This window comes from Geodermatophilus sp. SYSU D01105, assembly GCF_054050095.1.
Genome location: NZ_JBJGYR010000009.1, coordinates 87,931 through 111,655 on the forward strand (window position 1 = coordinate 87,931; position 23,725 = coordinate 111,655).

Annotated in this window: 21 protein-coding genes; 7 read left to right on the forward strand and 14 right to left on the reverse strand. The window is 74.8% G+C overall.

The window, feature by feature from the left end; translation table 11 throughout:
- Nucleotides 1-51: 51 nt before the first annotated feature.
- Entirely contained in the window at nt 52-1,824 is a 1,773-nt protein-coding gene (arc, locus tag ACI79I_RS10575; RefSeq protein WP_456946261.1) for a proteasome ATPase, read from the reverse strand.
- A gap of 140 nt (nt 1,825-1,964) precedes the next feature.
- Nucleotides 1,965-2,855, reverse strand: a complete 891-nt coding sequence (locus ACI79I_RS10580) for a tRNA (adenine-N1)-methyltransferase (protein WP_456992292.1) — start codon at nt 2,853-2,855, stop codon at nt 1,965-1,967.
- 83 nt (nt 2,856-2,938) lie between these two features.
- On the opposite strand from ACI79I_RS10580, the gene ACI79I_RS10585 reads away from it, so the two are divergent.
- Both ACI79I_RS10585 and ACI79I_RS10590 read left to right on the forward strand, forming a co-directional pair.
- Complete coding sequence (locus ACI79I_RS10585; protein WP_456992293.1) at nt 2,939-3,877, forward strand: RecB family exonuclease; 939 nt, start codon at nt 2,939-2,941, stop codon at nt 3,875-3,877.
- Nucleotides 3,878-3,952: 75 nt separating this feature from the next.
- Nucleotides 3,953-5,170 (forward strand): amidohydrolase family protein, encoded by a 1,218-nt coding sequence (locus ACI79I_RS10590; protein WP_456992294.1) that lies wholly within the window; start codon nt 3,953-3,955, stop codon nt 5,168-5,170.
- On the opposite strand, the gene ACI79I_RS10595 is transcribed toward ACI79I_RS10590, so the two are convergent.
- Nucleotides 5,167-5,916: an HAD family hydrolase gene (locus ACI79I_RS10595; protein WP_456992295.1), complete on the reverse strand. Its 750-nt coding sequence runs from the start codon at nt 5,914-5,916 to the stop codon at nt 5,167-5,169. The genes ACI79I_RS10590 and ACI79I_RS10595 overlap by 4 nt on opposite strands.
- A 95-nt stretch (nt 5,917-6,011) precedes the next feature.
- Nucleotides 6,012-9,851 (reverse strand): methionine synthase, encoded by a 3,840-nt coding sequence (gene metH / locus ACI79I_RS10600; RefSeq protein ID WP_456992296.1) that lies wholly within the window; start codon nt 9,849-9,851, stop codon nt 6,012-6,014.
- Nucleotides 9,852-9,966: 115 nt separating this feature from the next.
- Between metH and ACI79I_RS10605 the strand changes: the two genes are divergently transcribed.
- Complete coding sequence (locus tag ACI79I_RS10605; protein ID WP_456992297.1) at nt 9,967-10,827, forward strand: PAC2 family protein; 861 nt, start codon at nt 9,967-9,969, stop codon at nt 10,825-10,827.
- Nucleotides 10,828-11,049: 222 nt separating this feature from the next.
- Here ACI79I_RS10605 and ACI79I_RS10610 read toward each other — a convergent pair whose 3' ends face one another.
- Both ACI79I_RS10610 and mshC read right to left on the reverse strand, forming a co-directional pair.
- Nucleotides 11,050-12,093 (reverse strand): HD domain-containing protein, encoded by a 1,044-nt coding sequence (locus ACI79I_RS10610; protein ID WP_456992298.1) that lies wholly within the window; start codon nt 12,091-12,093, stop codon nt 11,050-11,052.
- Entirely contained in the window at nt 12,093-13,391 is a 1,299-nt protein-coding gene (gene mshC / locus ACI79I_RS10615; RefSeq protein ID WP_456992299.1) for a cysteine--1-D-myo-inosityl 2-amino-2-deoxy-alpha-D-glucopyranoside ligase, read from the reverse strand. The genes ACI79I_RS10610 and mshC overlap by 1 nt, the downstream gene beginning before the upstream one ends.
- Nucleotides 13,392-13,476: 85 nt before the next feature.
- Here mshC and ACI79I_RS10620 point away from each other — a divergent pair, with 85 nt between their 5' ends.
- Nucleotides 13,477-14,193: a maleylpyruvate isomerase family mycothiol-dependent enzyme gene (locus tag ACI79I_RS10620; RefSeq protein ID WP_456992300.1), complete on the forward strand. Its 717-nt coding sequence runs from the start codon at nt 13,477-13,479 to the stop codon at nt 14,191-14,193.
- A gap of 4 nt (nt 14,194-14,197) precedes the next feature.
- Here the strand turns inward: ACI79I_RS10620 and ACI79I_RS10625 are convergent, their stop codons facing one another.
- From ACI79I_RS10625 to ACI79I_RS10645, 5 genes are all read right to left on the reverse strand, one after another.
- Entirely contained in the window at nt 14,198-14,584 is a 387-nt protein-coding gene (locus tag ACI79I_RS10625) for a VOC family protein (protein ID WP_456946271.1), read from the reverse strand.
- Nucleotides 14,585-14,675: 91 nt separating this feature from the next.
- Entirely contained in the window at nt 14,676-15,431 is a 756-nt protein-coding gene (locus tag ACI79I_RS10630; RefSeq protein WP_456992301.1) for an SCO1664 family protein, read from the reverse strand.
- Between the two features lie 19 nt (nt 15,432-15,450).
- Nucleotides 15,451-16,002, reverse strand: a complete 552-nt coding sequence (locus ACI79I_RS10635) for a DUF3090 family protein (RefSeq protein WP_456946273.1) — start codon at nt 16,000-16,002, stop codon at nt 15,451-15,453.
- Between the two features lie 50 nt (nt 16,003-16,052).
- Nucleotides 16,053-16,754 carry a histidine phosphatase family protein gene (locus ACI79I_RS10640; RefSeq protein ID WP_456992302.1) on the reverse strand — a complete coding sequence of 234 codons (702 nt, stop codon included), beginning with the start codon at nt 16,752-16,754 and terminating at the stop codon, nt 16,053-16,055.
- Between the two features lie 79 nt (nt 16,755-16,833).
- Nucleotides 16,834-17,667 carry an undecaprenyl-diphosphate phosphatase gene (locus tag ACI79I_RS10645; RefSeq protein WP_456946275.1) on the reverse strand — a complete coding sequence of 278 codons (834 nt, stop codon included), beginning with the start codon at nt 17,665-17,667 and terminating at the stop codon, nt 16,834-16,836.
- A gap of 164 nt (nt 17,668-17,831) precedes the next feature.
- Here ACI79I_RS10645 and ACI79I_RS10650 point away from each other — a divergent pair, with 164 nt between their 5' ends.
- Nucleotides 17,832-18,803 carry an aldo/keto reductase gene (locus tag ACI79I_RS10650; RefSeq protein ID WP_456992303.1) on the forward strand — a complete coding sequence of 324 codons (972 nt, stop codon included), beginning with the start codon at nt 17,832-17,834 and terminating at the stop codon, nt 18,801-18,803.
- Nucleotides 18,800-20,758, forward strand: a complete 1,959-nt coding sequence (locus ACI79I_RS10655) for an AAA family ATPase (RefSeq protein WP_456992304.1) — start codon at nt 18,800-18,802, stop codon at nt 20,756-20,758. The genes ACI79I_RS10650 and ACI79I_RS10655 overlap by 4 nt, the downstream gene beginning before the upstream one ends.
- A gap of 70 nt (nt 20,759-20,828) precedes the next feature.
- On the opposite strand, the gene ACI79I_RS10660 is transcribed toward ACI79I_RS10655, so the two are convergent.
- Both ACI79I_RS10660 and ACI79I_RS10665 read right to left on the reverse strand, forming a co-directional pair.
- The gene (locus tag ACI79I_RS10660; RefSeq protein WP_456992305.1) at nt 20,829-21,611 is read right to left on the reverse strand and encodes a DUF2470 domain-containing protein; all 783 of its coding nucleotides are present in this window, start codon (nt 21,609-21,611) and stop codon (nt 20,829-20,831) included.
- 432 nt (nt 21,612-22,043) lie between these two features.
- Nucleotides 22,044-22,310 (reverse strand): hypothetical protein, encoded by a 267-nt coding sequence (locus ACI79I_RS10665; RefSeq protein ID WP_456992306.1) that lies wholly within the window; start codon nt 22,308-22,310, stop codon nt 22,044-22,046.
- Nucleotides 22,311-22,447: 137 nt separating this feature from the next.
- On the opposite strand from ACI79I_RS10665, the gene ACI79I_RS10670 reads away from it, so the two are divergent.
- Nucleotides 22,448-22,654 (forward strand): DUF5703 family protein, encoded by a 207-nt coding sequence (locus tag ACI79I_RS10670; protein ID WP_456946280.1) that lies wholly within the window; start codon nt 22,448-22,450, stop codon nt 22,652-22,654.
- A gap of 7 nt (nt 22,655-22,661) precedes the next feature.
- Here ACI79I_RS10670 and ACI79I_RS10675 read toward each other — a convergent pair whose 3' ends face one another.
- Nucleotides 22,662-23,618, reverse strand: coding sequence for an NADPH:quinone oxidoreductase family protein (locus ACI79I_RS10675; RefSeq protein WP_456992307.1), 957 nt, complete (start codon nt 23,616-23,618; stop codon nt 22,662-22,664).
- Nucleotides 23,619-23,725 lie beyond the last annotated feature (107 nt).

Consider the following 23,725-nt stretch of genomic DNA (forward strand, 5'->3'; position numbering starts at 1 on the left):
CTGCAGGGACCCGCGCCGAGCGTGCGAGGCGCGGGGGGCAGCAGGGTCCTCCTACAGGTACTGGCCGGTGTTGGTCGCGGTGTCGATCGCGCGCCCGGACTCGGTGCCCTTGCCGCTGATGAGCGTGCGGATGTACACGATCCGCTCGCCCTTCTTGCCCGAGATCCGCGCCCAGTCGTCGGGGTTGGTGGTGTTGGGCAGGTCCTCGTTCTCCTTGAACTCGTCGAGGCACGCCGCCATCAGGTGGCCGACCCGCAGCCCGCCGCCGGGCCCGGCCTCCAGCCGCTCCTTGATGGCCATCTTCTTGGCGCGGTCGACGATGTTCTGCAGCATCGCGCCGGAGTTGAAGTCCTTGAAGTACAGGACCTCCTTGTCCCCGTTGGCGTAGGTCACCTCGAGGAAGCGGTTCTCCTCGCTCTCCGTGTACATCCGCTCGACGGTGCGCTGGATCATCCCGGCGATCGTGGCCTCGCGGCTGCCGCCGTGCTCGGCGAGGTCGTCGGGGTGGATCGGCAGCGAGGTGGTCAGGTACTTGCTGAAGATGTCGCGGGCGGCCTCCGCGTCCGGCCGCTCGATCTTGATCTTCACGTCCAGCCGGCCGGGCCGCAGGATCGCCGGGTCGATCATGTCCTCGCGGTTCGAGGCGCCGATGACGATGACGTTCTCCAGGCCCTCGACGCCGTCGATCTCGCTGAGCAGCTGCGGGACGATCGTGCTCTCCACGTCGGAGGACACCCCGGACCCGCGGGTGCGGAAGATCGAGTCCATCTCGTCGAAGAAGACGATGACCGGCGTGCCCTCGCTGGCCTTCTCCCGGGCCCGCTGGAACACCAGCCGGATGTGCCGCTCGGTCTCCCCGACGTACTTGTTGAGCAGCTCGGGGCCCTTGATGTTGAGGAAGTAGGACTTGGCCGCGTTCTCGCCGCGGACCGCCGCCACCTTCTTGGCCAGCGAGTTGGCGACCGCCTTGGCGATCAGCGTCTTGCCGCAGCCGGGCGGGCCGTAGAGCAGGATGCCCTTGGGCGGGCGCAGCTCGTACTCGCGGAACAGGTCGGCGTGCAGGAACGGCAGCTCGACGGCGTCCCGGATCTGCTCGATCTGCCGGGCGAGGCCGCCGATGTCGCCGTAGTCGATGTCGGGGACCTCCTCGAGGATGAGCTCCTCGACCTCGCTCTTGGGGATCCGCTCGTAGACGTAGCCCGAGCGGGTCTCCAGCAGCAGGGAGTCACCGCTGCGCAGCGGCTGACCGGTCAGCGAGTCGGCCAGGTAGACGACCCGCTCCTCGTCGGTGTGGCCGATCACCAGCGCGCGCGGCGTCACGCCGTCGATCGGCTCCAGGAGCTCCTTGAGCATGACGATGTCGCCGGCGCGCTCGAAGCCGCACGCCTCGACGACGTTCATCGCCTCGTTGAGCATGACCTCCTGGCCGTGCTGCAGTGCCTCGACGTCCACCGCCGGGGAGACCGACACGCGCAGCTTGCGGCCGCCGGTGAAGACGTCGACCGTGCCGTCCTCGTGGCGGGTCAGGAAGACGCCGTAGCCCGACGGGGGCTGGCCGAGCCGGTCCACCTCCTCCTTGAGCGTCACCAGCTGCTCGCGCGCCTCGCGCAGCGTGGCAGCGAGCTTGTCGTTGCGCTCGGAGAGGAACGCCGCACGGCCCTCCGCCTCGGCGATCCGCTCCTCCAGCGCCCGCACCTGGCGGGGGCTGTCGGCGACCTTGCGACGCAGGAGACCGATCTCCTCCTCGAGGTAGGAGATCTGGCTGAGCAGAGCAGAGACGTCACGTTCACGTCGCGCTCGGAACTCGTCGGGACCCAGGCCCATCGCGCACCTCCGCACACATCGGGAGAGCCAGGAGGCAAATCTATACACGCCCGGGGACAGCGTGCCGGGGGCTCGCTGGGGCTCCGGTCACGGGGAGGGAACGGCTCGGTGTCGATCCGCCCCGGGCGCCCCTGGAGCGGTCAGCCCTTCTGCGCCCGCCGCTGCCGCAGCGGGGCCACGACGCCCTCCGCGAGCCGCCGCGCCGTCACCAGGAAGGCCGTGTGGGCGACCATCCGGTGCTCCGGGCGCACCGCCAGCCCGACGGCGTGCCACGGGCGCAGCAGGGACTCCCACGCGTGCGGCTCGGTCCAGACCCCCTGCGCCCGGAGCGCCTCGACGTAGGTCGACAGCTGGGTCGTCGTCGCGACGTAGCCGACCAGGACCCCGCCGGGCCGCAGCGCGGCCGCCACGGTCGGCAACACCGCCCAGGGCTCCAGCATGTCCAGGACGACGCGGTCCACCACCTCCTCGGCCTGGTGGTCGCCCAGGTCGCCCAGCCGCAGCGACCAGTTCGGCGGCACCTCCCCGAAGAAGGCCCGGACGTTGGCCCGGGCGACGTCGGCGAAGTCCTCCCGCCTCTCGTAGCTGGTGAGGCTCCCCCGCTCCCCCACCGCGCGCAGCAGCGAGCAGCTCAGCGCGCCCGACCCGGCCCCGGCCTCCAGCACCCGCATGCCCGGGCCGATGTCGCCGAAGCCGACGATCTGGGCGGCGTCCTTGGGGTAGATGACCTGCGCGCCGCGCGGCATGGAGAGCACGAAGTCGGCCAGCAGCGGCCGGAAGGCCAGGTAGCCGGTGTTGGCGGTGGAGTGGACGACGGAGCCCTCCGGGGCGCCGATGAGGTCGTCGTGCGCGATCGCGCCCCGGTGGGTGTGGAACTGCTTGCCCGGCTCCAGGACGACGGTGTGCAGCCGGCCCTTGGGGTCGGTGAGCTGGACCCGGTCCCCGGCGACGAAGGCCCCGGGGACCGGCTCCCCGCGGCGGGGCTGCGGCTGGTCGGCGGTCGGGTCGTCGGTGTGCTGCTGGTCGTCCACGGGCGGCCAGCCTACGGAGTGCGTGGCGCGCCTCTCGGCGCGCGCACTCGGAACTGTCGGTGGGCCGACCTAGCCTCGAACCCATGACGGCGATGGTCACCGGGCAGCCGACCGACGGTGCTGCCTCTTCCCCGGACTCGCCCGTCGACCCGACGGCGACCCCGCGCCGGCCCTCGCTCTCCCCGAGCCGGGCGGCGGACTTCAAGACCTGTCCCCTGCTCTACCGGTTCCGCACGATCGACCGGCTCCCCGAGCGCAAGAGCCTGGCCGCCGTGCGGGGCACGCTGGTCCACGCGGTGCTGGAGAAGCTCTACGACCTGCCCGCGCGCCAGCGGACGCTCGAGGCCGCTCGCGAGCTGGTCGGGCCGGCGTGGGAGGAGCTGCGGGCCGACCCCGAGGTGACGGAGCTCTTCTCCGAGGGTGGCGCCGCCGACGACGCGCCGGTCGGGCAGTCCCTGGAGGCGTGGCTGGCCTCGGCCGGCACGCTGGTGGAGACCTACTTCTCGCTGGAGGACCCGTCGCGCATCGAGCCGCAGGGGCGCGAGCAGCTGGTCGAGGTCACCCTCCCCGACGGGTTGCTGCTGCGCGGCTACGTCGACCGGCTCGACGTCGCGCCCAACGGGGCGCTGCGGGTGGTCGACTACAAGACCGGGTCCATGCCCCGCGAGGCGTTCGAGGCCAAGGCGCTGTTCCAGATGAAGTTCTACGCCCTGGTGCTGTGGCGCACCCGCGGCGTGGTGGCCAGCCAGCTCAAGCTGCTCTACCTGGGCGACGGCGACGCGCTGACCTACGCGCCCGAGGAGGGCGAGCTGGTGCGCTTCGAGCGCACCCTGCAGGCGATCTGGGCGGCGATCGAGCGGGCGGTGGCCACCGGCGACTTCCGGCCCAACCGCACGCGGTTGTGCGGCTGGTGCGACCACCAGGCGCTGTGCCCGTCGTTCGGTGGCACTCCCCCGCCGTTCCCGGCGGAGGCGGCGGCCGCGGCCGGCTGGGCGTCCCTGCCGATCGTCGAGCGGGACTGAGGGGGAGCCCGGCCGCCCCGGGGACGGGGCCGCGAGCCCCTTCCGCTGACGGTGCCCGGGGTCGACAGTGACCCCGTGCGGGGATACCGGGCCGCGCGGGCCTTCGACGGCGAACGGGTGCTGCCGGGCGGCGCGCTGGTCCTCGTCGAGGGCGGCACGATCGTCGCCGTCGAGGCCGGGTCGGCGCCCGCACCGGCCGGCTGCCCGGTCACCGAGCTGGCGGACACCACGCTGCTCCCCGGCCTGGTCGACACCCACGTGCACCTGTGCGGGGACAGCAGCCCGCGGGCCCTCGACCAGCTCCCGGAGCTGTCCGCCGATGAGCTCGACGGGGTCATCTCCGAGGCCGGCCGGCAGCACCTGCGCGCCGGGGTCACCGCCGTCCGGGACCTCGGCGACCACCGGTGGGCCGTCCTCGAGCGCGCCGGGCGCGGCGACGGCGGGCCGACGATCGTCGCGGCCGGGCCACCGATCACCTCCCCCGGCGGGCACTGCTGGTCCATGGGTGGCGAGGCCGCCGGCGTGGACGCGCTGCGCCGGGCCGTGCGGGAGCGCGCCGAGCGGGGCGCCGGCGTGGTCAAGGTGATGGCCAGCGGCGGGCTCCTGACCCCGGGGACCGACCTCACCGCCGCCCAGTTCTCGCCGGCCGAGCTGCGCGCGGTGGTCGACGAGGCCCATCGCCACGGGCTCCCGGTCACCGCCCACGCCCACGCGCTGACGGCCGTGGAGCAGGCCCTGACCGCCGGGGTCGACGGCATCGAGCACTGCAGCTGCCTGACCGCGGACGGCGTCCGGACGCCCCCCGGGCTCGCCGCCGGCCTGGCCGCGGCGGGCACCCTCGTGTGCCCCACGCTCGGGTGGCGGCCCGGCGTCGAGCCACCGCCGCACGTCCGGGCGCGGATGGCCGCCACCGGGGCCAGCGTCGAGGCTCAGCTGGGGAACGTGGCGGCGCTGCAGCGGGCCGGGGTCGCCCTGCTGGCCGGCACCGACGCCGGGATCTCGCCGCCGAAGGCGCACGGGCTGGTCCCGATGGCGGTGGCCGACCTGGTGGGCGAGTGCGGCGTGCCGGTGACCGAGGCGCTGGCGGCGGCCACCGGGCGGGCGGCCCGCGCCTGCGGGCTGGCCAACCGGACCGGGCGGCTGGCGCCCGGCCTGGACGCCGACCTGCTGCTGGCCGACGGGGACCTGACCCGCGACGTCACCGGCCTGCAGCGCCTCCGGCTGGTCCTCTCCCGCGGCCGCGAGGTGCCGCTGGACGGCGCAGTGCCACCCGACGGCGCGGTCGGGTCCTAGACCCCGAGCCGGTCGGCCTCCCGCGCGGCCAGGACGTCCGCGAGGTCGGCCAGCCCCACGCCCTCCAGCGTGTCCCGCAGCACCAGGCCGGGCGCCGGAGGCAGCGGCTGCAGCGACGGCACGCCGAGCACCGCGGCGCCCGCGGCCAGGCCGGCGGTGGCGCCGGCGACGGAGTCCTCCAGCACCACGCAGCCGTCCGGGGCCACGCCCAGAGCGGCCATGGCCTGCAGGTAGGGCGCCGGGTCGGGCTTGCGCGCGGGGACCTCGTCGCCGCAGACGGTGACGTCGAACGGCGGCACGTCGGGGAACGCGCGGCTGATCGACTCCAGCACGATGTCGGCCAGCCGGCGCGGCGTGGTGGTCACCAGCGCGGTCGGCGTCGCGGCCGAGCGCACCTCCGCGATGAGTTCCCGGGCTCCGGGCCGCCAGTGGATCGCCCCGCCCAGCAGCCCGGCCACCCGGTCCTCGATCCACCGGCAGTCGGCCCGGAACTGCTCCTCGCTGCGCACCACGCCCAGGTCGGCGTACAGGATGTCCATCGCCACCCGCATGCTGGTGCCGACGGTCCGCTCGCGCGCCGCGTCGGACATGCGGCCGCCCAGCTCACGTGCCAGGGCGAACATCGCCTCGCCCCAGTACTGCTCGGTCTCCACGAGGGTGCCGTCCATGTCGAACAGCACCGCCTGCACCGGGCCGGCGAGGGGGAGGGCCGCGTCGCTCAGGGATCGGGGCTCAGGGGTGCGCACTGTCACCACGGTACGGCGCGCACCGGCGCCGGGCCGGGGCTCGGGCACCCCGCCCGGCGTGATGGTGGCCGCACCCTCGGCCCCGCGGCGCGTCCTCAGTCGTCGTCGGTGCCGTAGCCCAGGTTGGGCGCGAGCCAGCGCTCCGCCTCGGCGACCGTCCAGCCCTTGCGCCGCGCGTAGTCCTCGACCTGGTCGCGGCCGATGCGCCCGAGCACGAAGTACCGCGACTGCGGGTGCGAGAAGTACAGGCCGCTGACCGCCGCACCCGGCCACATGGCCATGCTCTCGGTCAGCTGGATGCCGGTGGCGGCCTCGACGTCCAGCAGCTCCCAGATGGTCCGCTTCTCGGTGTGCTCGGGACAGGCCGGGTACCCCGGCGCCGGCCGGATGCCGGTGTACCTCTCGGCGATCAGCGCGTCGTTGCCGAGCCGCTCGTCGGCCGCGTAGCCCCAGAACTCCGTGCGCACCCGCTGGTGCAGCCGCTCGGCGAAGGCCTCGGCGAGCCGGTCGGCCAGCGCCTCGAGCAGGATTGCGCTGTAGTCGTCGTTGGCCTTCTTGAACTCCGCCACCCGCTCGGCCAGGCCGATGCCGGCGGTCACGGCGAAGGCGCCGACGAAGTCGGGCAGGCCGCTGTCGGCGGGGGCGACGAAGTCGGCCAGCGACTTGCGCGGTGCGCCGTCCCGGCCCTCGGTCTGCTGCCGCAGCTGGTGCAGGGTCGCCCGCACGACGCGGCGGGACTCGTCGGTGTAGACCGCGATGTCCTCGCCGTCCACCCGGTTGGCCGGGAACAGGCCGAACACCCCGGTGGCCCGCAGCCACCGCTCCCGGACGATCCGGTCGAGCATCGCCTGCGCGTCCTCGTAGAGCCGCCGGGCGGCCTCGCCGGTCGCCGGGTTGTGCAGGATGTCGGGGAACCGGCCGCGCATCTCCCAGGCGTTGAAGAACGGCTGCCAGTCGATGTAGCGGCGCAGCTCCTCGATCGGCTGGTCGGCCATCGTCCGCACGAACTGGGTGGCCACGCCGTGCCGGTGCTCCGGGCCGGCGTCCCGGGCCTGCTGCAGCAGCATCCGCGGCCGCGGGGGGTGGTAGCCGCTCCAGTCGAACTCGGGCGCCGCCGCGCGGGCGGTGGCCAGCGGCAGCATCGACCGGGTGTCCTGCCGGGCGGCGTGCCGCTCGCGCAGGGCCGCGTAGTCGCTCTCGGTCTCGGCCAGCAACCGCGGGCGCTGCTCGTCCGACAGCAGGGCCGCGACCACGGGCACCGACCGCGAGGCGTCCTTCACCCAGATGACCGGGCCGTGGTAGCGCGGCGCGACCTTGACCGCGGTGTGCGCCCGGGAGGTGGTCGCCCCGCCGATCAGCAGGGGGACGTCGAAGCCCTGGCGCTCCATCTCGGCCGCCAGGTGGGCCATCTCGTCGAGGGAGGGCGTGATGAGCCCGGAGAGGCCGATGATGTCGGCGCCCTCCTCCTTGGCCGCGTCGAGCACCCGCTGCGCGGGGACCATGACGCCGAGGTCGACGACGTCGTAGTTGTTGCACTGCAGGACGACGCCGACGATGTTCTTGCCGATGTCGTGGACGTCGCCCTTGACGGTGGCCATGACGACCTTGCCGTTGCTGCGCTCGGCGTCCCCGGGCTGCTTCTCCGCCTCGATGAACGGGATCAGGTAGGCGACGGCCTTCTTCATGACCCGCGCGGACTTCACCACCTGCGGCAGGAACATCTTGCCGGCGCCGAACAGGTCGCCGACCACGTTCATGCCCGCCATCAGCGGGCCCTCGATGACCTCGATGGGCCGGCCGCCGCGCGCGCTGATCTGCGCCCGCAGCTCCTCGGTGTCGGCCTCGACGAACTCGTCGATGCCCTTCACCAGCGCGTGGGTGATCCGCTCCCCCACCGGCAGGGACCGCCACTCGTCGGTGGCGACCTCGCGGGCCGCGCCGTCCCCCGCGTAGTCGCCCGCGATCTCCAGCAGCCGCTCGGTCGCGTCCGGCCGCCGGTTGAGGACGACGTCCTCGATGCGCTCCCGCAGCTGCGCCGGGACCTCGTCGTAGACCTCCAGGGCGCCGGCGTTGACGATGCCCATGTCCAGGCCGGCCGCGATCGCGTGGTACAGGAAGACGGCGTGGATCGCCTCCCGCACGCGGTTGTTGCCGCGGAAGGAGAACGAGACGTTGGAGATCCCGCCGGAGACCAGGGCCCCGGGCAGGTGCTGCTTGATCCAGCGGGTCGCCTCGATGAAGTCGCGCCCGTAGCCGGCGTGCTCCTCGATGCCCGTGGCGACGGCGAAGACGTTGGGGTCGAAGATGACGTCCTCGGCGGGGAACCCGACCCGCTCGGTGAGGACGTCGTAGGCGCGCCGGCAGACCTGGGTGCGCCGCTCGAGGCTGTCGGCCTGGCCGGCCTCGTCGAAGGCCATCACCACCACCGCCGCGCCGTACTTGCGGCACAGCCGGGCCTGCCGGACGAAGTCCTCCTCCCCCGCCTTCAGGGAGATGGAGTTGACGATCGCCTTGCCCTGGACGTTCTTCAGCCCGGCCTCGATGACCTCCCACTTCGAGGAGTCGATCATGATCGGGACGCGGGAGATGTCCGGCTCGGCGGCGATCAGCTTCGTGAAGCGGTCCATCGCCTCGACGCCGTCGATCATCCCCTCGTCCATGTTGACGTCGATGACCTGGGCGCCGGCCTCGACCTGCTGGCGGGCGACGGCCAGCGCGGTGGTGTAGTCGCCGGCCTTGATCAGGTTCCGGAAGCGGGCCGAGCCGGTGATGTTGGTGCGCTCGCCGACGTTGACGAACAGGCTCTCGCCGGTGACGGTGAGCGGCTCGAGGCCCGACAGCCGCAGCGCCGGGGCCACCTGCGGCGGGGTGCGGGGGGTGGTGCCCTCGACCGCCGCGGCCAGGACGGCGATGTGCTCGGGGGTGGTGCCGCAGCAGCCGCCCACGAGGTTGACCAGGCCGCTGGCGGCGAACTCCCCGACCAGCGCGGCGGTCTCCTCCGGCGACTCGTCGTACTCGCCGAAGGCGTTGGGCAGGCCGGCGTTGGGATAGCAGGAGACGAACGTGTCGGCGACCCGCGCGATCTCGGCGAGGTAGGGCCGCATCTCCCGGGCGCCCAGCGCGCAGTTGAGGCCGACCAGCAGCGGGTCGACGTGCCGCACGGAGTGCCAGAACGCCTCGGTCACCTGCCCCGACAGGGTCCGCCCGGAGGCGTCGGTGATCGTCCCGGAGATCATCACCGGCCAACGGCGCCCCCGCTGCTCGAACAGGGTCTCCAGCGCGAAGACCGCCGCCTTGGCGTTGAGCGTGTCGAAGATCGTCTCGACGATCAGCACGTCGCAGCCGCCGTCGACCAGGCCGCCGGCCTGCTCGAGGTAGGCCTCGACCAGCTCGTCGTAGGTGACGTTGCGGGCGCCGGGGTCGTTGACGTCGGGCGAGATGGACGCCGTGCGGCTGGTCGGGCCCAGCGCGCCGACGACGAAGCGCGGCCGGCCGGGGGTGCGCCGGGTCATCGCGTCGCACTCCCGGCGGGCGAGCCGGGCGGCGGCGACGTTGATCTCGCGGGCGAGGTCGCCCATGCCGTAGTCGCGCAGCGAGATCCGGTTGGCGTTGAACGTGTTCGTCTCGACGAGGTCCGCGCCGGCCTCGAGGTACTCGCGGTGGATGCCGGCGACCAGCTCGGGCTGCGTCAGGCAGAGCAGGTCGTTGTTGCCCTGCACGTCGGTGGGCCAGTCGGCGAAGCGCTCGCCGCGGTAGCCGGCCTCGTCGGGCCGGTCGCGCTGGATCGCCGTCCCCATGGCCCCGTCGAGCACCAGGATGCGCTCCCGGAGCAGGGCCGTGAGCGCCGCCGTGGCGTCGGGGCGGAGGACCGGGGCCTCCTCGTCGGCGACCGTCGTCCCCTTCGGAGGGGCGGAAGACGTGTTGCGGGACGGCACCGAGTCAGGGTAGCCGCCCCGTCCCGCGGTGAGTCGCTCCTCCGGGGGACGGCGGCCACACGCACGGGTCGGCGCACACGCGGCGTGTCCTCCCCTGCGACGTAGGCTTCCAGGGGTGATCGACCCGAAGTCCACCCCTGAGGACCTGCCCCGGCTGAGCGACCCCGTGGTGGTCGTCGCCTTCGAGGGCTGGAACGACGCCGGGGACGCCGCCACCGGGGCGCTGGAACACCTCGAGCTCATCTGGGACGCCACCCCGCTCGCCGCGCTCGATCCCGAGGACTACTACGACTTCCAGGTCAACCGGCCCACCGTCTCGCTCATCGGAGGGGTGAGCCGGCGGATCGAGTGGCCCACCACCCGCATCTCCGTCGCGCGACCGCCGGGCTCGGACCGCGACGTCGTCCTCATCCGGGGCATCGAGCCCAACATGCGCTGGCGCGGCTTCTGCGAGGAGCTCATCGAGCTGTGCCGGGAGCTCGGCGCGCAGACCGTCGTCGGCCTCGGCGCGCTGCTGGCCGACACGCCGCACACCCGGCCCACGCCGGTGAGCGGGTCGGCCTACGACGCCGAGTCCGCCGAGCGGTGGGGCCTGGAGACCTCCCGCTACGAGGGCCCCACCGGCATCCTCGGCGTCTTCCAGGACGCCTGCGTGCAGGCCGGGCTGCCCGCGATCAGCTTCTGGGCGGCCGTGCCGCACTACGTCTCCCAGCCGCCCTCCCCCCGGGCCACCGTGGCGCTGCTCCAGCGGGTCGAGGAGGTCCTCGAGCTCGCCGTGCCGCTCGGCGTCCTCCCGCAGCAGGCCGAGGACTGGGTGAAGACCGTCGACGAGATGGCCAACGAGGACGCCGAGGTCGTCGAGTACGTGCGCTCCCTCGAGGAGCGGGCCACCGAGAGCGACCTGTCCAACGCCAGCGGCGACGCCATCGCCCGCGAGTTCGAGAGGTATCTGCGCCGCCGCGGCGGCACGACCTGATCCCGGCCCCGTCGCAGGGTCCCGCCTCGAGCGGGCGAGAGGTGGGGGGCGACGGGGCCCTTGCGCTGCGCCGCCGTCGGTGGCTCCCCGCGTCGCTGCCCTCCCCTCCCCTCGGTACCGCAGTCGGCTGGCGCCTCTCGGCGTGCCTATGTTGGGGATAACGGTTGAGTGACGGAGCGGCGTGGCCCGCGCACGGCGGTTGCCGGGCGCGGGCGGAGCGGTCTACGGCAGGCGGAGCAGCGGGCGCATCGCCGACGTGGCGTCGGCGTCGAAGAGGCGGTCGTGCATGGCCAGGGCGAACCGGTCGGTCATCCCGGACACGTAGTCCACCACCTGCGTGGTGGGGTCGGCCTCGGTGTCGCGGTAGGACGCCGGTATCAGCTCCGGGTGGGCCAGGTGGTGGTCGACCAGCCGGCGGGTGACGTCGATCGCCAGTTGTTTCTGCCCCGCGGCGGTCTCGGAGGCGTAGACCCGCTCGAACATGAACGTCCGCAGCTCGTGCATCGCCGCCAGCTGCTCGGGCGCCATCACGACGGCGCCGGCGGTGTTCTCCGCCGACAGCGACCCCTCGACGACGGCGTCGATCATGGCGCCGACCATCTCGCTGCCCGGGTCGCCGAACGCGGCGCGGGCGCGGGCCGGCAGGTCGGCCACCCGCAGCACCCCGGCCCGGACGGCGTCCAGCGCGTCGTGGGACAGGTAGCCGATCCGGTCGGCGTAGCGGACGCACTCGGCCTCGCGGGTCTCCGGAGGCGGGTCGATCTTCCAGCTGTGCGCGCGGATGCCGTCGCGGACCTCCCAGGTGAGGTTGAGCCGCTCGAGCACCTCGACGATCCGCACCCCCTGGGCGGCGTGGTGCCAGCCGCCCGGGACGTAGGGCTCCAGGGCGTCCTCTCCGATGTGCCCGAACGGCGAGTGGCCGAGGTCGTGAGCCAGCGCGATCGCCTCGGCCAGGGTCTCGTTGAGGCCCAGGGCGCGGGCCAGCGAGCGGGCCACCTGGGTGACCTGGAGGGTGTGGGTCAGCCGGGTGACGAAGTGGTCGCCGTCGGGGTTGAGGAAGACCTGCGTCTTGTGCTTGAGCCGGCGGAAGGCCTTGGCGTGCAGGATCCGGTCGCGGTCCCGCTCGAACGCCGTCCGCAGGGGGTCCTCGGGCTCGGCCAGCGCCCGGCCGCGGGTCGCCGCCGACCGGGTGGCGGCGGGCGCGAGGTCCTCCTCGGCGGCCTCCCGCGCGGCCCGGTCCACCAGCCGGAAGGGCCCCCGTTCCATCAGCGGTCCTGCAGGGCCGTACCCGCGGCGCACGAGTCCAGCGCGACACCGAGCAGCGCGTCGACCGCGTCGCACACGATCGACGGGGCGCCCTCCTCCAGCTCGTCGCCGTCCGCGGCGGCCAGCGTCCGCGCCGCCCAGGCGTCGACCAGCGCGATCGCCCCCGGGCTGTCGAGGTCGTCGGACAGCCGCTCGCGGAGGCCCTGCAGCACCGGCGCGGCGGGCGCGCCGGCGTCGCGGGCCACGGCCCGGCGCCAGGTGGCCAGCCGCTGCTCGGCCTCCCGCAGCAGGTCCGGCGTCCAGGCGCGGTCGGTGCGGTAGTGCCCCGACAGCAGCGCCAGGCGGATCGCCATCGGGTCGACGCCCTCACCGCGCAGCTTGGAGACGAACACCAGGTTGCCCCGGCTCTTGCTCATCTTCTCGCCGTCCAGGCCGATCATCGCCGCGTGCACGTAGGCCCGGGCGAAGGGCCCCTTCACCCCGGTCGCCGTGGCGGTCAGCGCCTCGGCGTGGACGGCGGAGTACTCGTGGTGCGGGAAGACCAGGTCGCTGCCCCCGCCCTGGACGTCGAAGCCCATGCCGATGGTCTCCAGCGCGATCGTGGCGCACTCGATGTGCCAGCCGGGCCGGCCGGCGGTGCCACGCGGGCCGGGCCAGGCCGGCTCCCCCGGCCGCTCGCCCCGCCAGAGCAGGGGGTCGAGCCGGTTGCGCTTGCCCGCGCGGTCGGGGTCGCCGCCCCGTTCGGCGAAGAAACGCAGCATGGTGGCCTCGTCGTAGCGGGACTCCCCGCCGAAGCCCGGCGCCTGCGCGACGTCGTGGTAGACGTCGCCGGTGCCGTCGTCGAGCACGTAGGCCAGGCCCTCGTCGAGCAGGTCCTCGATGTGGGCCACGATCCGCGGGATCGACTCGACCGCGCCCACGTAGTCCTCGGGCGGCAGCACCCGGAGCGCGGTCATGTCCTCCCGGAACAGCGCCGTCTCCCGCATCCCGAGGACGACCCAGTCCTCGCCGTCGCGCTCGGCGCGCTCGAGCAGCGGGTCGTCGATGTCGGTGACGTTCTGCACGTAGTGGACCGCGTGCCCGGCGTCCCGCCACACCCGGTTGACCAGGTCGAAGGCCAGGTAGGTGGCCGCGTGGCCCAGGTGGGTGGCGTCGTACGGGGTGATCCCGCAGACGTACATCCGGGCGGTGTCCCCCGGGGAGGTGGCGACGACCTCGCCGCGGGCGGTGTCGTACAGCTCGAGCACGGGACCAGTGCCCGGGAGGGTCGGCAGGAGCGGAGCAGGCCAGGCGAGCACGCCCCGAGCCTAGATGCGGCTACCGACCGCGCCCGGCGACCCTCATGCTGTCGGTGTCGGCACCGGCCCACGCAGGAGGTGGATCATGGAACTCGACCAGTACCTACCGGTCCTGCAGAAGGCGAACGCGCGCTTCGCCGACGCCGCCGCGGAGGCGGTCCTCGCCCGGGGCTGGGCCGCGCCGGTGGCCGGGTGTCCCGGCTGGACGCTGGCCGACCTGGTCTGGCACCTGGCCGAGGTGCAGCACTTCTGGGCGTGGGTGGTGCGCACCCGGGCCGTCGACCCCACCGGCTACGCCGAGCCGGTGCGCCGTCCCGACGAAGAGCTGCTGGGCTACGGCCTGGCGCAGTCGGCCGAGCTGGAGACGGTCCTGGCCGGCGCCGACCCGGCCGAGCGGGTGTGGACGTGGGCTCCGCGGCAGGACGTCGCCTTCGTGCTCCGCCGCCAGGCCATGGAGGCGGTCGTGCACACCGCCGACGTCGAGGAGGTGCTCGGCGACATCCGTCCCATCCCGGCCGACGTGGGCCTCGACGGGCTCGACGAGTGGCTGGACGTCATGGTCCCCGCCGTGTTCCCGGACGGACCGCCCGACACCGCCCACCCCGTGGTCTTCCACGCGGTGGACGCCGACGCCGAGCGCACCCTCTTCGCCGGCAGCCGCCCGTTCCCCATCGCCGCGCTCACCGGCACCGCGGGCGACCTGCTGCTCGCCGTGTGGCGCCGGCTGCCGCTGGAGGTCCTCACCGTGGACGGCGACGGGCTCCAGGCGGCCGCCATGATCGACCTGGTCGAGCTCGAGTGACCGCTCAGGGCCAGGTGGTGGCGTACCGCTCGAAGGCCTCGCCGGTCTGGATGCCGACGACGCAGAACACGAGCCCGGCGGGGTCGGTCATCTGCCAGAACGAGCCCATGTCGGCCAGCCGGCGGGCGCCGAGGCCCTCCAGCCGGGCCACCTCGGCCGGGATGTCGTCGGTCTCCACGTCGACGTGCCACCGCGGCGGCGTGCCCTCCCCGGTCCGCTGCACCTCCAGGTGGAAGCCGTCGCCGAAGGAGCCGAGGGAGTTCCAGTCGTCGTCGGAGGGGTCGGGCGTCACCGGGTGACCGGTGGCCGCCGACCAGAAGTCCAGCCCCGCCACGTGGTGCTCCGGCGGCAGGTCGAGCAGCAGGATCGCCAGGCGCGAACGGTGCGGCATGTGCCCACTGTCGCCCGACCGACGCGAGATCTGCACAGTGGTGGCCATCAGCGGCCTGACGGCCACCACTGTGCAGATCTCGCGGGGGCTCTCAGAACGGCGGCCAGGGCAGGGCGGGCCAGTCGCCGCTGGGCTGCGGGTGCCGGCCGGTGCGCAGCAGGTCGGCCACCCGCTGCTGGGTGCGGCGCACCTCCCGGCGGGTGAGGTGCTCGTGCAGCCGCTCCCCCAGGTCGCCCAGCAGGTCACCGGTCAGCCGTTCGAGCACCTCGAGGGCCTCGGCGGGCAGCGGCTTGCCGGCCCAGCGCCACAGCAGCGTCCGCAGCTTCGGGTCGACGGAGAAGCAGATGCCGTGGTCGACGCCGTACACGTGGCCGTCGGGGGTCGGGATGATGTGCCCGCCCTTGCGGTCGGCGTTGTTCACGACCGCGTCGAACACCGCCATCCGCCGCAGCCCCGGGTGGTCGGAGCGCACGAAGGCGGCCAGGTCCACGTCGGGGTCACCGTCGACCCACAGCTGCACCATGCCGGGCCCGAACGGGCCGTCCCGGAGCACCGTGGGCGGCACGACCCGCCAGCCGGTGGCCTCCGACACCAGCGCGGCGGCGACCTCGCGGCCGGCCAGCGTGCCGTCGGGGAAGTCCCACAGCGGCCGCTCCCCCGCCACGGGCTTGTAGACGCACTCGGCCTCGAGCTCGTCGGTGCGGATGGTGCCGACGAGGGTGACGTTGCTGGCGTCGAGCATCCGGCCCTCGAGGTCGATCTCGCCGTCGAGCAGCAGGCGGCGGGCCTCGCCGTCGTCCGCCGGCGGGCGCAGGTCCGACGCCGGGTCTGCGGGGCGCTCGGTCATCGGGGACGGGGTGCGGGGCTCAGCGGCGGTAGCCGTTCTGCCGCGGGCAGACGTGCCCGCTGGGGTCCAGGGGCAGCGAGCACAGCGGGCAGGCGGGCCGGCCGGCGGCCACCACCCGGCGCGCGCGGACGACGAAGGCGCGGGCGGCCGCGGGGGTGATCGTCACCCGCAGCGCGTCGGGGCCGTCCTCGCTGTCGGAGAGGATCGCGTCCTCGTCCACCGGCTCGTCGCCGGCGGCCACGGCCTCGACGACGACGGCCTGCGCCTCGCCGTCCCAGGCCAGGCCCATGGCGGCGACCCGGAACTCCTCGTCGACCGGCGCGGTGAGCGGCTCGAGGTCGTCGACCTCCGCGTCGGGCGGGACGACGACGCCGGGGCGCGTGGCGATCTCGTCGAGCAGCTCGTTCATCCGGTCGGCCAGCACCTGCACCTGCGTCTTCTCCAGCGCCACGCTGACCACCCGGCCCGAGGCGTCGGAGGCCTGCAGGTAGAAGGTGCGCTCGCCGGGCTGCCCGACCGTGCCTGCGACGAACCGGGACGGGCGGTCGAAGAGGTGGACCTGGCGCGACACGGGACCCAGGTTACGCGGAGGCGCCGACCGGTCGCGCCGAGACGCCCAGGTCACACCGTCGCGCCCGCGCCCCCGCCGACGACGGCGTCGGAGTCGGCCTTCTTCCGCCGCCGGCCCTTCTTCTTCGGCGGCACCAGCGCGGCGACGTCCCCACCGGTGTCGTTCATGCGGACGACGAAGGGACGGGTCTCGGTGTAGGTGACCACCGAGACGGAGGCGGGGTCGACGACGATCCGCTGGAACTGGTCCAGGTGCAGGCCCAGCGCGTCGGCGAGGACGGCCTTGATCACGTCACCGTGGCTGCAGGCCAGCCACACCGCGTCGGGCCCGAGGGTGGCGTTCCACGCCCGCACGGCGGCGACCGCCCGCGCCTGGGTCTGCGCCAGCCCCTCCCCCTCGTCGCCGGGGAAGACCGCGGCCGACGGGTGGGCCTGGACCACCTTCCACAGCGGCTCCTTGACCAGCTCCTTGAGCGGCCGGCCGGTCCAGTCGCCGTAGCGGGCCTCGCCGAGCCGGTCGTCGGTCCGCAGCTCCAGCGACCGCCCGTCCAGGACGGCCTCGGCGGTCTGCCGGCAGCGCTCCAGCGGGCTGCTCACCACCGCGGCCAGCGGCACCGGCGCCAGCCGCTCTCCCACCGCCTTCGCCTGCGCCTGCCCGGTCTCGTCGAGCTGCACGCCCGGGGTCCAGCCGGCCAGGACGCCGCCGGCGTTGGCCGTCGTCCGGCCGTGCCGCAGGAGGATCACGGTGGTCACGACCGCCGACCCTATGCCTGGCAGGCCCCCGCGCAGGGGCCCGCCGCGAGCTCGCGAACGGTGAGGAGGACGGTTCCTCCTACTGGGCCGCGATCACGCCGGTGCCGAGCAGGACCAGGATGAGCGCGCCGAGCACCACCCGGTAGGCGACGAACGGGGTGAAGCTGCCGCGGTCGAGGTAGCGCAGCAGCCAGGCGATGACCGTCCAGCCCACGCCGAAGGCCAGCACCGTGGCCAGGACCGTCGGGCCCCACGCGACCTGCTCGCCCTCCGTGCCGCCGGTGAGCGCCTCGTAGGCCTGGAAGACGCCCGACCCGAGCACCGCCGGCACGGCCAGCAGGAACGAGTAGCGGGCCGCGGCCGAGCGCGAGTAGCCGAGGAACAGCCCCATCGTGATCGTGCCGCCGGAGCGGGAGACGCCGGGGACCAGTGCCATCGCCTGGGCGAAGCCGAAGGCGATGCCGTGACCCACGGTCAGCTGGTCCAGCTCCCGCTTCTTCGAGCCCACCCGGTCGGCCCAGTACAGGACCAGCGAGAAGGCGATCAGGGCGGTGGCGACGATCCACAGGCTGCGGAAGGTGGTCTCGATGCGGTCCTGCAGCAGCAGCCCGAGGACGACGATCGGCACGCTGCCCACGATGATCAGCCAGCCCATGCGCGCGTCGGGGTCCGAGCGCAGCCGGCGGTCCCCCAGCGACAGGACCCAGGTGCGGATGATCCGCCCGATGTCGCGCCGGAAGTAGAGCAGCACCGCCGCCTCGGTGCCGATCTGGGTGATGGCGGTGAACGCCGCGCCGGGGTCACCCCAGCCGAAGGCCTCCCCCACCACGCGCAGGTGCGCGCTGGAGGAGATCGGCAGGAACTCGGTCAGGCCCTGCACCAGGCCCAGGACGACGGCCTCGAGCCAGCTCATCGCGCGGCCGGCCCCCGTCCGGGTCGGGCGGTGCGGCGGCGGGCGGGATCGGTTCCTCGGAGCACGGGAGGCCAGCCTAGGCGGGCCGGGCCCGATCCCGGCGCGCCGCTCCGCGGCCGCCGCTCCCCGGCCCGGCCGGGGGCTCGCCGGTAGGTTGGCCCTCCGTGGAACAACGCGCGCTGGGCCGCAGCGGTCTGGTCGTCTCCCGCCTCGCGCTGGGCACCATGACCTGGGGGCGGGACACCGACGAGGACGAGGCCGCGATGCAGCTGACGGCCTTCGTCGACGCCGGCGGCACGCTGGTCGACACCGCGGACGTCTACTGCGACGGGGACAGCGAGCGCACCCTGGGCCGGCTGCTCTCCGACGTCGTCCCCCGCTCCGACGTGCTGATCGCCACCAAGGCCGTGGGCCGCACCTCGCCCGGGCCGATGGGCCGCGGCGCCTCGCGCGGGCACCTGCTGGCCGCGCTGGACGCGTCGCTGGAACGGCTGGGCGTCGACCACGTCGACCTGTGGCAGCTGCACGCCTGGGACGACACCGCGCCGCTCGAGGAGACCCTCGCCGCCTGCGACACCGCGGTCACCTCCGGGCGGGTGCGCTACGTGGGGATCAGCAACTTCACCGGCTGGCAGACCGCGCAGGCGGCCACCTGGCAGCGCGCCTGGCCGGGCCGGGTGCCGGTCGTCAGCACCCAGGTCGAGTACTCGCTGCTGCAGCGCGGCGTGGAGCGCGAGGTCGTGCCGGCGGCGGAGGCGCTCGGCCTCGGCGTCCTGGCCTGGTCGCCGCTGGGGCGCGGGCTGCTCACCGGCAAGTACCGGCACAGCACGCCGTCGGAGTCCCGCGCCGCCTCCCCGCAGTGGCAGGGCTTCATCGACGAGCTGCGCACCCCGACGTCCGACCGGATCGTGGAGGCCGTGATCACCGCCGCCGACGGGCTGGGCACCTCCCCGCTCGCGGTCGCCCTCGCGTGGGTGCGCGACCGCCCCGGCGTGACCGCGCCCGTCGTGGGCGCGCGCACCGCCCAGCAGCTGCAGGCCTCCCTGGACGCCGAGGCCGTCCGGCTGCCCGCGGCGATCCGCACGGCGCTCGAGGACGTCTCGGCGCCCTACTTCGGCTACCCGGAGCGCCGATGACCCGCCCGGCCCTCGCCACCGACCCCGTCTTCACCGCCTTCTGCACCGCGGGCCTGTGGCCGGGCCTGGGCAAGCGGACGGCGGCCGAGCTGCCCGCGGCGGGGATCACCTCGCCCGACGACGTCACCGCCGACCGGCTGCTGAAGCTGCCCCGCGTCGGCCGGCAGCGCGCCGAGCGGCTGTTCTCCAGCTTCCTGGCCGCGGCGCCCACGTACGAGGTGGTCGAGCTGCTGGTCGGCGCCGGGCTCGACGCGCGGCTGGCCGCCACCGCCGCCGACGCCCTCGGCACCGACGCGGCCCGGCGGCTGCGCGACGACCCGTGGGCGCTGCTGGGCCTGCCCGGGGTGACCCTCACCGACGCCGACCGGCTGGCCATCGCCGTCCTCCCCGGAGCCGACCGGCAGGACAGCCGGCGCGGCCGGGCGATCGTCGCGATGACCCTGCGGACGGCGACCCGCGACGGGCACACCGTGCTGCCCGTCGACCTGGTGGTCGCCGCCCTGCGCGCCGAGCAGATCGCCGACCCGGCGGCGGCGATCGTGGCCGCGGTGGAGTCCGGCGACGTGCTCGACCACGAGCCGCCGGAGCCGGAGTTCGACGAGGACGCCCTGGGTCCGGACGACGAGCTGCCCGAGCCGGACCCGGCGCTGCGGGTGCTGTCCCTGGCCCGCTACGGCATGGCCGAGGAGGCGGTCGCCGAGAACGTGGCCCGGCTGGCCGCCACCGCCGAGCGGATCGCCGACCCGGCCGCCGTCCGGTCGGTGGCCAAGGGCCTGGACGAGGCGCAGAAGGCGGCCGTCGCCCAGGTCCTCGGCGCCGGGGTCTCGCTGCTGACCGGCGGGCCGGGCACCGGCAAGAGCCGCACGGTGGCGGCGATCGTGACCCTGCTGCGCTCGAAGGGCTCCGAGGTGGCGCTCGCCGCGCCCACCGGCCGGGCGGCCAAGCGGCTGGAGGAGCTCACCGACCACCCGGCGGTCACCGTGCACCGCCTGCTCGGCGCGCAGGGCACCTCCGGCGGGTTCGCCCGCAACGAGGAGTGGCCGCTGGACGCCGACGTGGTCGTGGTCGACGAGGCCTCGATGCTCGACGTCGAGCTGACCGCGGCGCTGCTGGAGGCCTGCCAGGACGGCACCCACCTGCTGCTGGTCGGCGACCCCGCGCAGCTGCCCTCGATCGGCCCCGGGCACGTGCTCGGCGACCTCATCGACTCCGGCGTCGTGCCGGTCACCGAGCTCACCACCCTCTACCGGCAGGCCGAGGGCGGGGCGATCGCGCGGCTGGCCAACGCCGTCCGGGGCGGGGCGCTGCCGCCGGTGGACTCCCCCGACCGCGAGGTGGTCGTCGTGCCGGCCACCGGGAGCGCCGAGGCGGCCAAGCGGGTGGTCCAACTGGTCACCGACTCCATCCCGCGGGCCCTGGGCATCGACCCGGCCACCGTGCAGGTGGTGACCCCCGTGCACCGCGGCCCGGCGGGCACCATCGAGCTGAACAAGGCGCTCAAGGAGAAGCTGAACCCGGGCGACGGCACGGTGTGGGGCTTCGACGTCGGCGACCGCGTGGTGGCCACCGCCAACCACCTGGACCTGGAGCCGATCGGGTTCGCCAACGGCGAGGTCGGCGTGGTCACCGGCACCGGCGACGGCACCCTCGACGTCGACTTCGCCTCCGGGCCGGTGACGGTCAGCGGGTCGGCCATGAGCGACCTGCGGCACGGCTGGGCGATCACGGTGCACCGCGCGCAGGGCTCGGAGTGGCCCGGCGTGGTCGTCGTCCTCCCGCCCGAGGCCGGCGGGATGCTGTCGCGACCGCTGGTCTACACCGCGCTCACCCGCGCGCAGCGGCACCTGTCGATCGTGCACGCCAGCGGGGCGGCGCTGGCCCGCGCGGTGAGCCAGGTCGACGTCCGGCCGCGGCGCACCCGGCTCGCGCAGCTGCTGGCCGACAACGCCGGCTGAGTCGCGGTGTCGGGAGCGACACCGCCGTCCGGAGGCGCAGGACGGGGGGCGTCGCTCCCGACACCGGCGCTCAGCCGCGGGCGGCCAGGTCGGCGCGCGCGGCGCAGAGCAGCTGGCGGGTGGCCGCCTGCAGCTGCCCCGGGCAGGTCAGCGGCCGCGGGAACCGGATGCGCAGGTCGCGGGAGCTGGTCGGGCGCTCGATGCGCAGCCGGTACCCCAGGCGGTCGACGCCCAGCGGCCGGACGACGTCGCGCGGGCCGAGCTCCCCGGCGGGGATGCGGCTGCGCAGCAGCGCCATCACCTCCGGGTGGTCACGGTCGAGGTGCCGCAGCATCCCCTCCTCGACGTCGACCAGCGGGTCGGGGCGGGCGGCGGCGAACTCCGGCGGGCTGACCTCGGTGCAGTGCTCCCCCTCCCGCAGCACCACCTCGGCGAGGTCCAGGCGCAGCAGCAGCGCCCCGCTCCCGACGTCGAGCAGGTGCCCGTCCGGGCGCACCTCGGCGAAGGCCAGCGCCGCGGTCCGCTGGTCGGCCGGGCGCACCGCCGTCAGCCAGCCGGAGAGCCACAGCTGGGCCCGCAGCGAGTCCCGCAGGGGCACCGGCGCCCGGTCGCTGACCATGAGCACGGTGGAGCGGTCGGTCTCCTCCTCCAGGGCGGTGGCCACCTCGCCGTCGGCCGGCACGAGGACGAGCACCTGGCCGAAGGCGGTCGTGGCGTGCGCCAGCGGCCGCCCGGGCGACAGGCCGCGGACGCAGAGGGCGGCGGCGGACCGGCAGGCGACCGTGCGGGCCCGCTCGGCCGCGTCGATCAGCACGGCGGGCGGGGCGGGATCCCGGCCGGGACTCGTCGTCATGGCGCTCCCTCTGCGATCTCCGACACAAGTAAGGGAAGCCTAACCAATCCCGGACGCCGAGGGGAAGGTGACGGCCCACCACCCGGCACCGACCGCGCGCCCCGCGGCGACGTCGTGCCCGGCGCCGGCAGCCGCGTCGACCGGTCCCCGAGCGCGCAGCGACCTCCGGCCCTGTCGCCCGCGAGCCGGTCCCGGCTGCGATGGGGACCGTGTCCGCGAGCGCTCAGCGGGGCCTGACCACCCCGCCCGTGCCCGGCCCGGCGCCCATCCCGCCGCCGCTGCCGGGGCCGCCTCCACCGGGGCCCGAGCCGGCGCCGCCCCCGCTGCCGGAGCCGGGGCCCACCCCGGTGCCGCCGCCGGAGCCGGTGCCCCCGCCCGAGCCCCTGCCGCCGCCCCTGGCCCCGGCGGGCCGCCGGGCGAGCTGACGTCAGCTCAGAGCGGGGCCTCGTCGTCGTCGACCGGGACGTCGGACTCCTGCTCGAGCACGTCGGCGTCGTTCGCCTCCCGGTCCCCCACCGGGCGCAGCGGGCTGCCGGCCTCGCCGGGCCGGGCCGCCAGCTGCTGCTCGAGGGCGTCGGCCTCGGGGACGTCCTCACCGGGCGGCGTCGCGTCCCCGGCGACGGACACGGCGGGCGGGTCCAGCAGCGCCTCCTGCTCCGCGCGGTCGGCGTCGGGCACGTCGGTGCCGGGTTCGCTCACGGCTCGTCCTCCGTCACGTCGGGACCTGCGGTCGGTGCCCATCCTGCCGTCCGCCCCGGGGCCCGGCAGTCCGGGTCCGAGGCCCGGAGATGACGAGCACGTGACCAGGAGGCGTCCGGCGGGGCACAATCGGCCGGGTGGAGGCGGTCGCCGGGGAGTACGAGTTCGCGCCGCTGCGGATCCCACCGGGCACGTCCCGGTCCGCGGCGGCGACCATGCTGAGCCTGCAGGCGGACACGGGGGGCTGGGAACTCGCCCGGCTCCAGCTGCACGCCGACGGCACGCGGAAGGCCATCATGCGCCGACGAGCGCGGTTGTCCTACCTGCCCAAACCGCACATCTGAGGCGTGCTCACGGCACGAGCACGACCTTGCCGACGGTGCTGCGGTCGGCCAGCTTGGCCAGCGCCTGCGGGGCCTGGTCGAGCGGCAGCACCTCGCTGACCAGCGGGTCGATCGCGCCGGCCTCGACCAGCCGGGTCAGCGCGTCGTGGGTGCTGGCGATCAGCGACGGCTCCTTGGTCCGGTACAGGCCCCAGTGCAGGCCGACGATGCTGTAGTTCTTGACCAGCGCGTGGTTGGCCGGGGCCTCGGGGATGCGCCCGCTGGTGAAGCCCACGACGACCAGCCGGCCCTCGAAGGCGATGCACCGGCGGGACCGGTCGAACACGTCCCCGCCGACCGGGTCGTAGACGACGTCGGCGCCGTGCCCCCCGGTGACCTCCTTGACCACCGGGACGAAGTCCTCGGCGGTGTAGTCGACGACGTGGTCGGCACCCAGCTCCCGGCAGACCTCCACCTTGCGGGCGCCGCCGGCCGTCGCGATCACCCGCGCACCGGCGGCCTTGCCCAGCTGGATCGCGGCCGAGCCGACCCCGCCGGCGCCGGCGTGGACCAGCAGCCACTCCCCCGGCTGCAGGCCGGCCCGGCGGTGCAGGCCGACGTGACCGGTCTGGTAGGTCAGGTAGAGCGCGGCGGCCTTCTCGTCGGTCATCCCCTCGGGCACCGGCCAGACGTTGCCGGCGTCCATCAGCGCGTACTCCTGGAACGCGCCGAACCCGCCGGAGGGCGAGCCGAGCACCCGCTGGCCGGTCTCGACGACCTCCCCGCACAGCTCGACGCCGGGGGTGAAGGGCAGCTGCGGCCGCTCCTGGTACCTGCCCTGGACCACCAGGACGTCCGGGAAGTTCAGCGCGGCCGCCCGCACCCGCACCAGCGTCTGGCCCTCCCCGGGGGTGGGCCGGTCGACCTCGTCGAGGCTCAGGACCTCCGAGGGTTCGCCGAGTTCGTGGACCCGCCATGCACGCATACCGGCGACCTTGCCAGACCGACCGTGACCGCGGTCACCGGCCTCGACCGGTTCGGCGTGCCGGGTGCCGTGGGCCGTGACAGGGTCCTCCCCGTGGCCCGCCTCCG

What these genes read in the sequence shown, in the direction of transcription:
- ACI79I_RS10610 (WP_456992298.1), bottom strand. Translation starts at nt 12,093, where the DNA reads ATGGAACGGGGGCCCTTCCGGCTGGTGGACCGGGCCGCGCGGGAGGCC.
- arc (WP_456946261.1), bottom strand. Translation starts at nt 1,824, where the DNA reads ATGGGCCTGGGTCCCGACGAGTTCCGAGCGCGACGTGAACGTGACGTC.
- ACI79I_RS10655 (WP_456992304.1), top strand. Translation starts at nt 18,800, where the DNA reads ATGACCCGCCCGGCCCTCGCCACCGACCCCGTCTTCACCGCCTTCTGC.
- ACI79I_RS10620 (WP_456992300.1), top strand. Translation starts at nt 13,477, where the DNA reads ATGGAACTCGACCAGTACCTACCGGTCCTGCAGAAGGCGAACGCGCGC.
- ACI79I_RS10675 (WP_456992307.1), bottom strand. Translation starts at nt 23,618, where the DNA reads ATGCGTGCATGGCGGGTCCACGAACTCGGCGAACCCTCGGAGGTCCTG.
- ACI79I_RS10630 (WP_456992301.1), bottom strand. Translation starts at nt 15,431, where the DNA reads ATGACCGAGCGCCCCGCAGACCCGGCGTCGGACCTGCGCCCGCCGGCG.
- ACI79I_RS10645 (WP_456946275.1), bottom strand. Translation starts at nt 17,667, where the DNA reads ATGAGCTGGCTCGAGGCCGTCGTCCTGGGCCTGGTGCAGGGCCTGACC.
- ACI79I_RS10625 (WP_456946271.1), bottom strand. Translation starts at nt 14,584, where the DNA reads ATGCCGCACCGTTCGCGCCTGGCGATCCTGCTGCTCGACCTGCCGCCG.
- ACI79I_RS10660 (WP_456992305.1), bottom strand. Translation starts at nt 21,611, where the DNA reads ATGACGACGAGTCCCGGCCGGGATCCCGCCCCGCCCGCCGTGCTGATC.
- ACI79I_RS10585 (WP_456992293.1), top strand. Translation starts at nt 2,939, where the DNA reads ATGACGGCGATGGTCACCGGGCAGCCGACCGACGGTGCTGCCTCTTCC.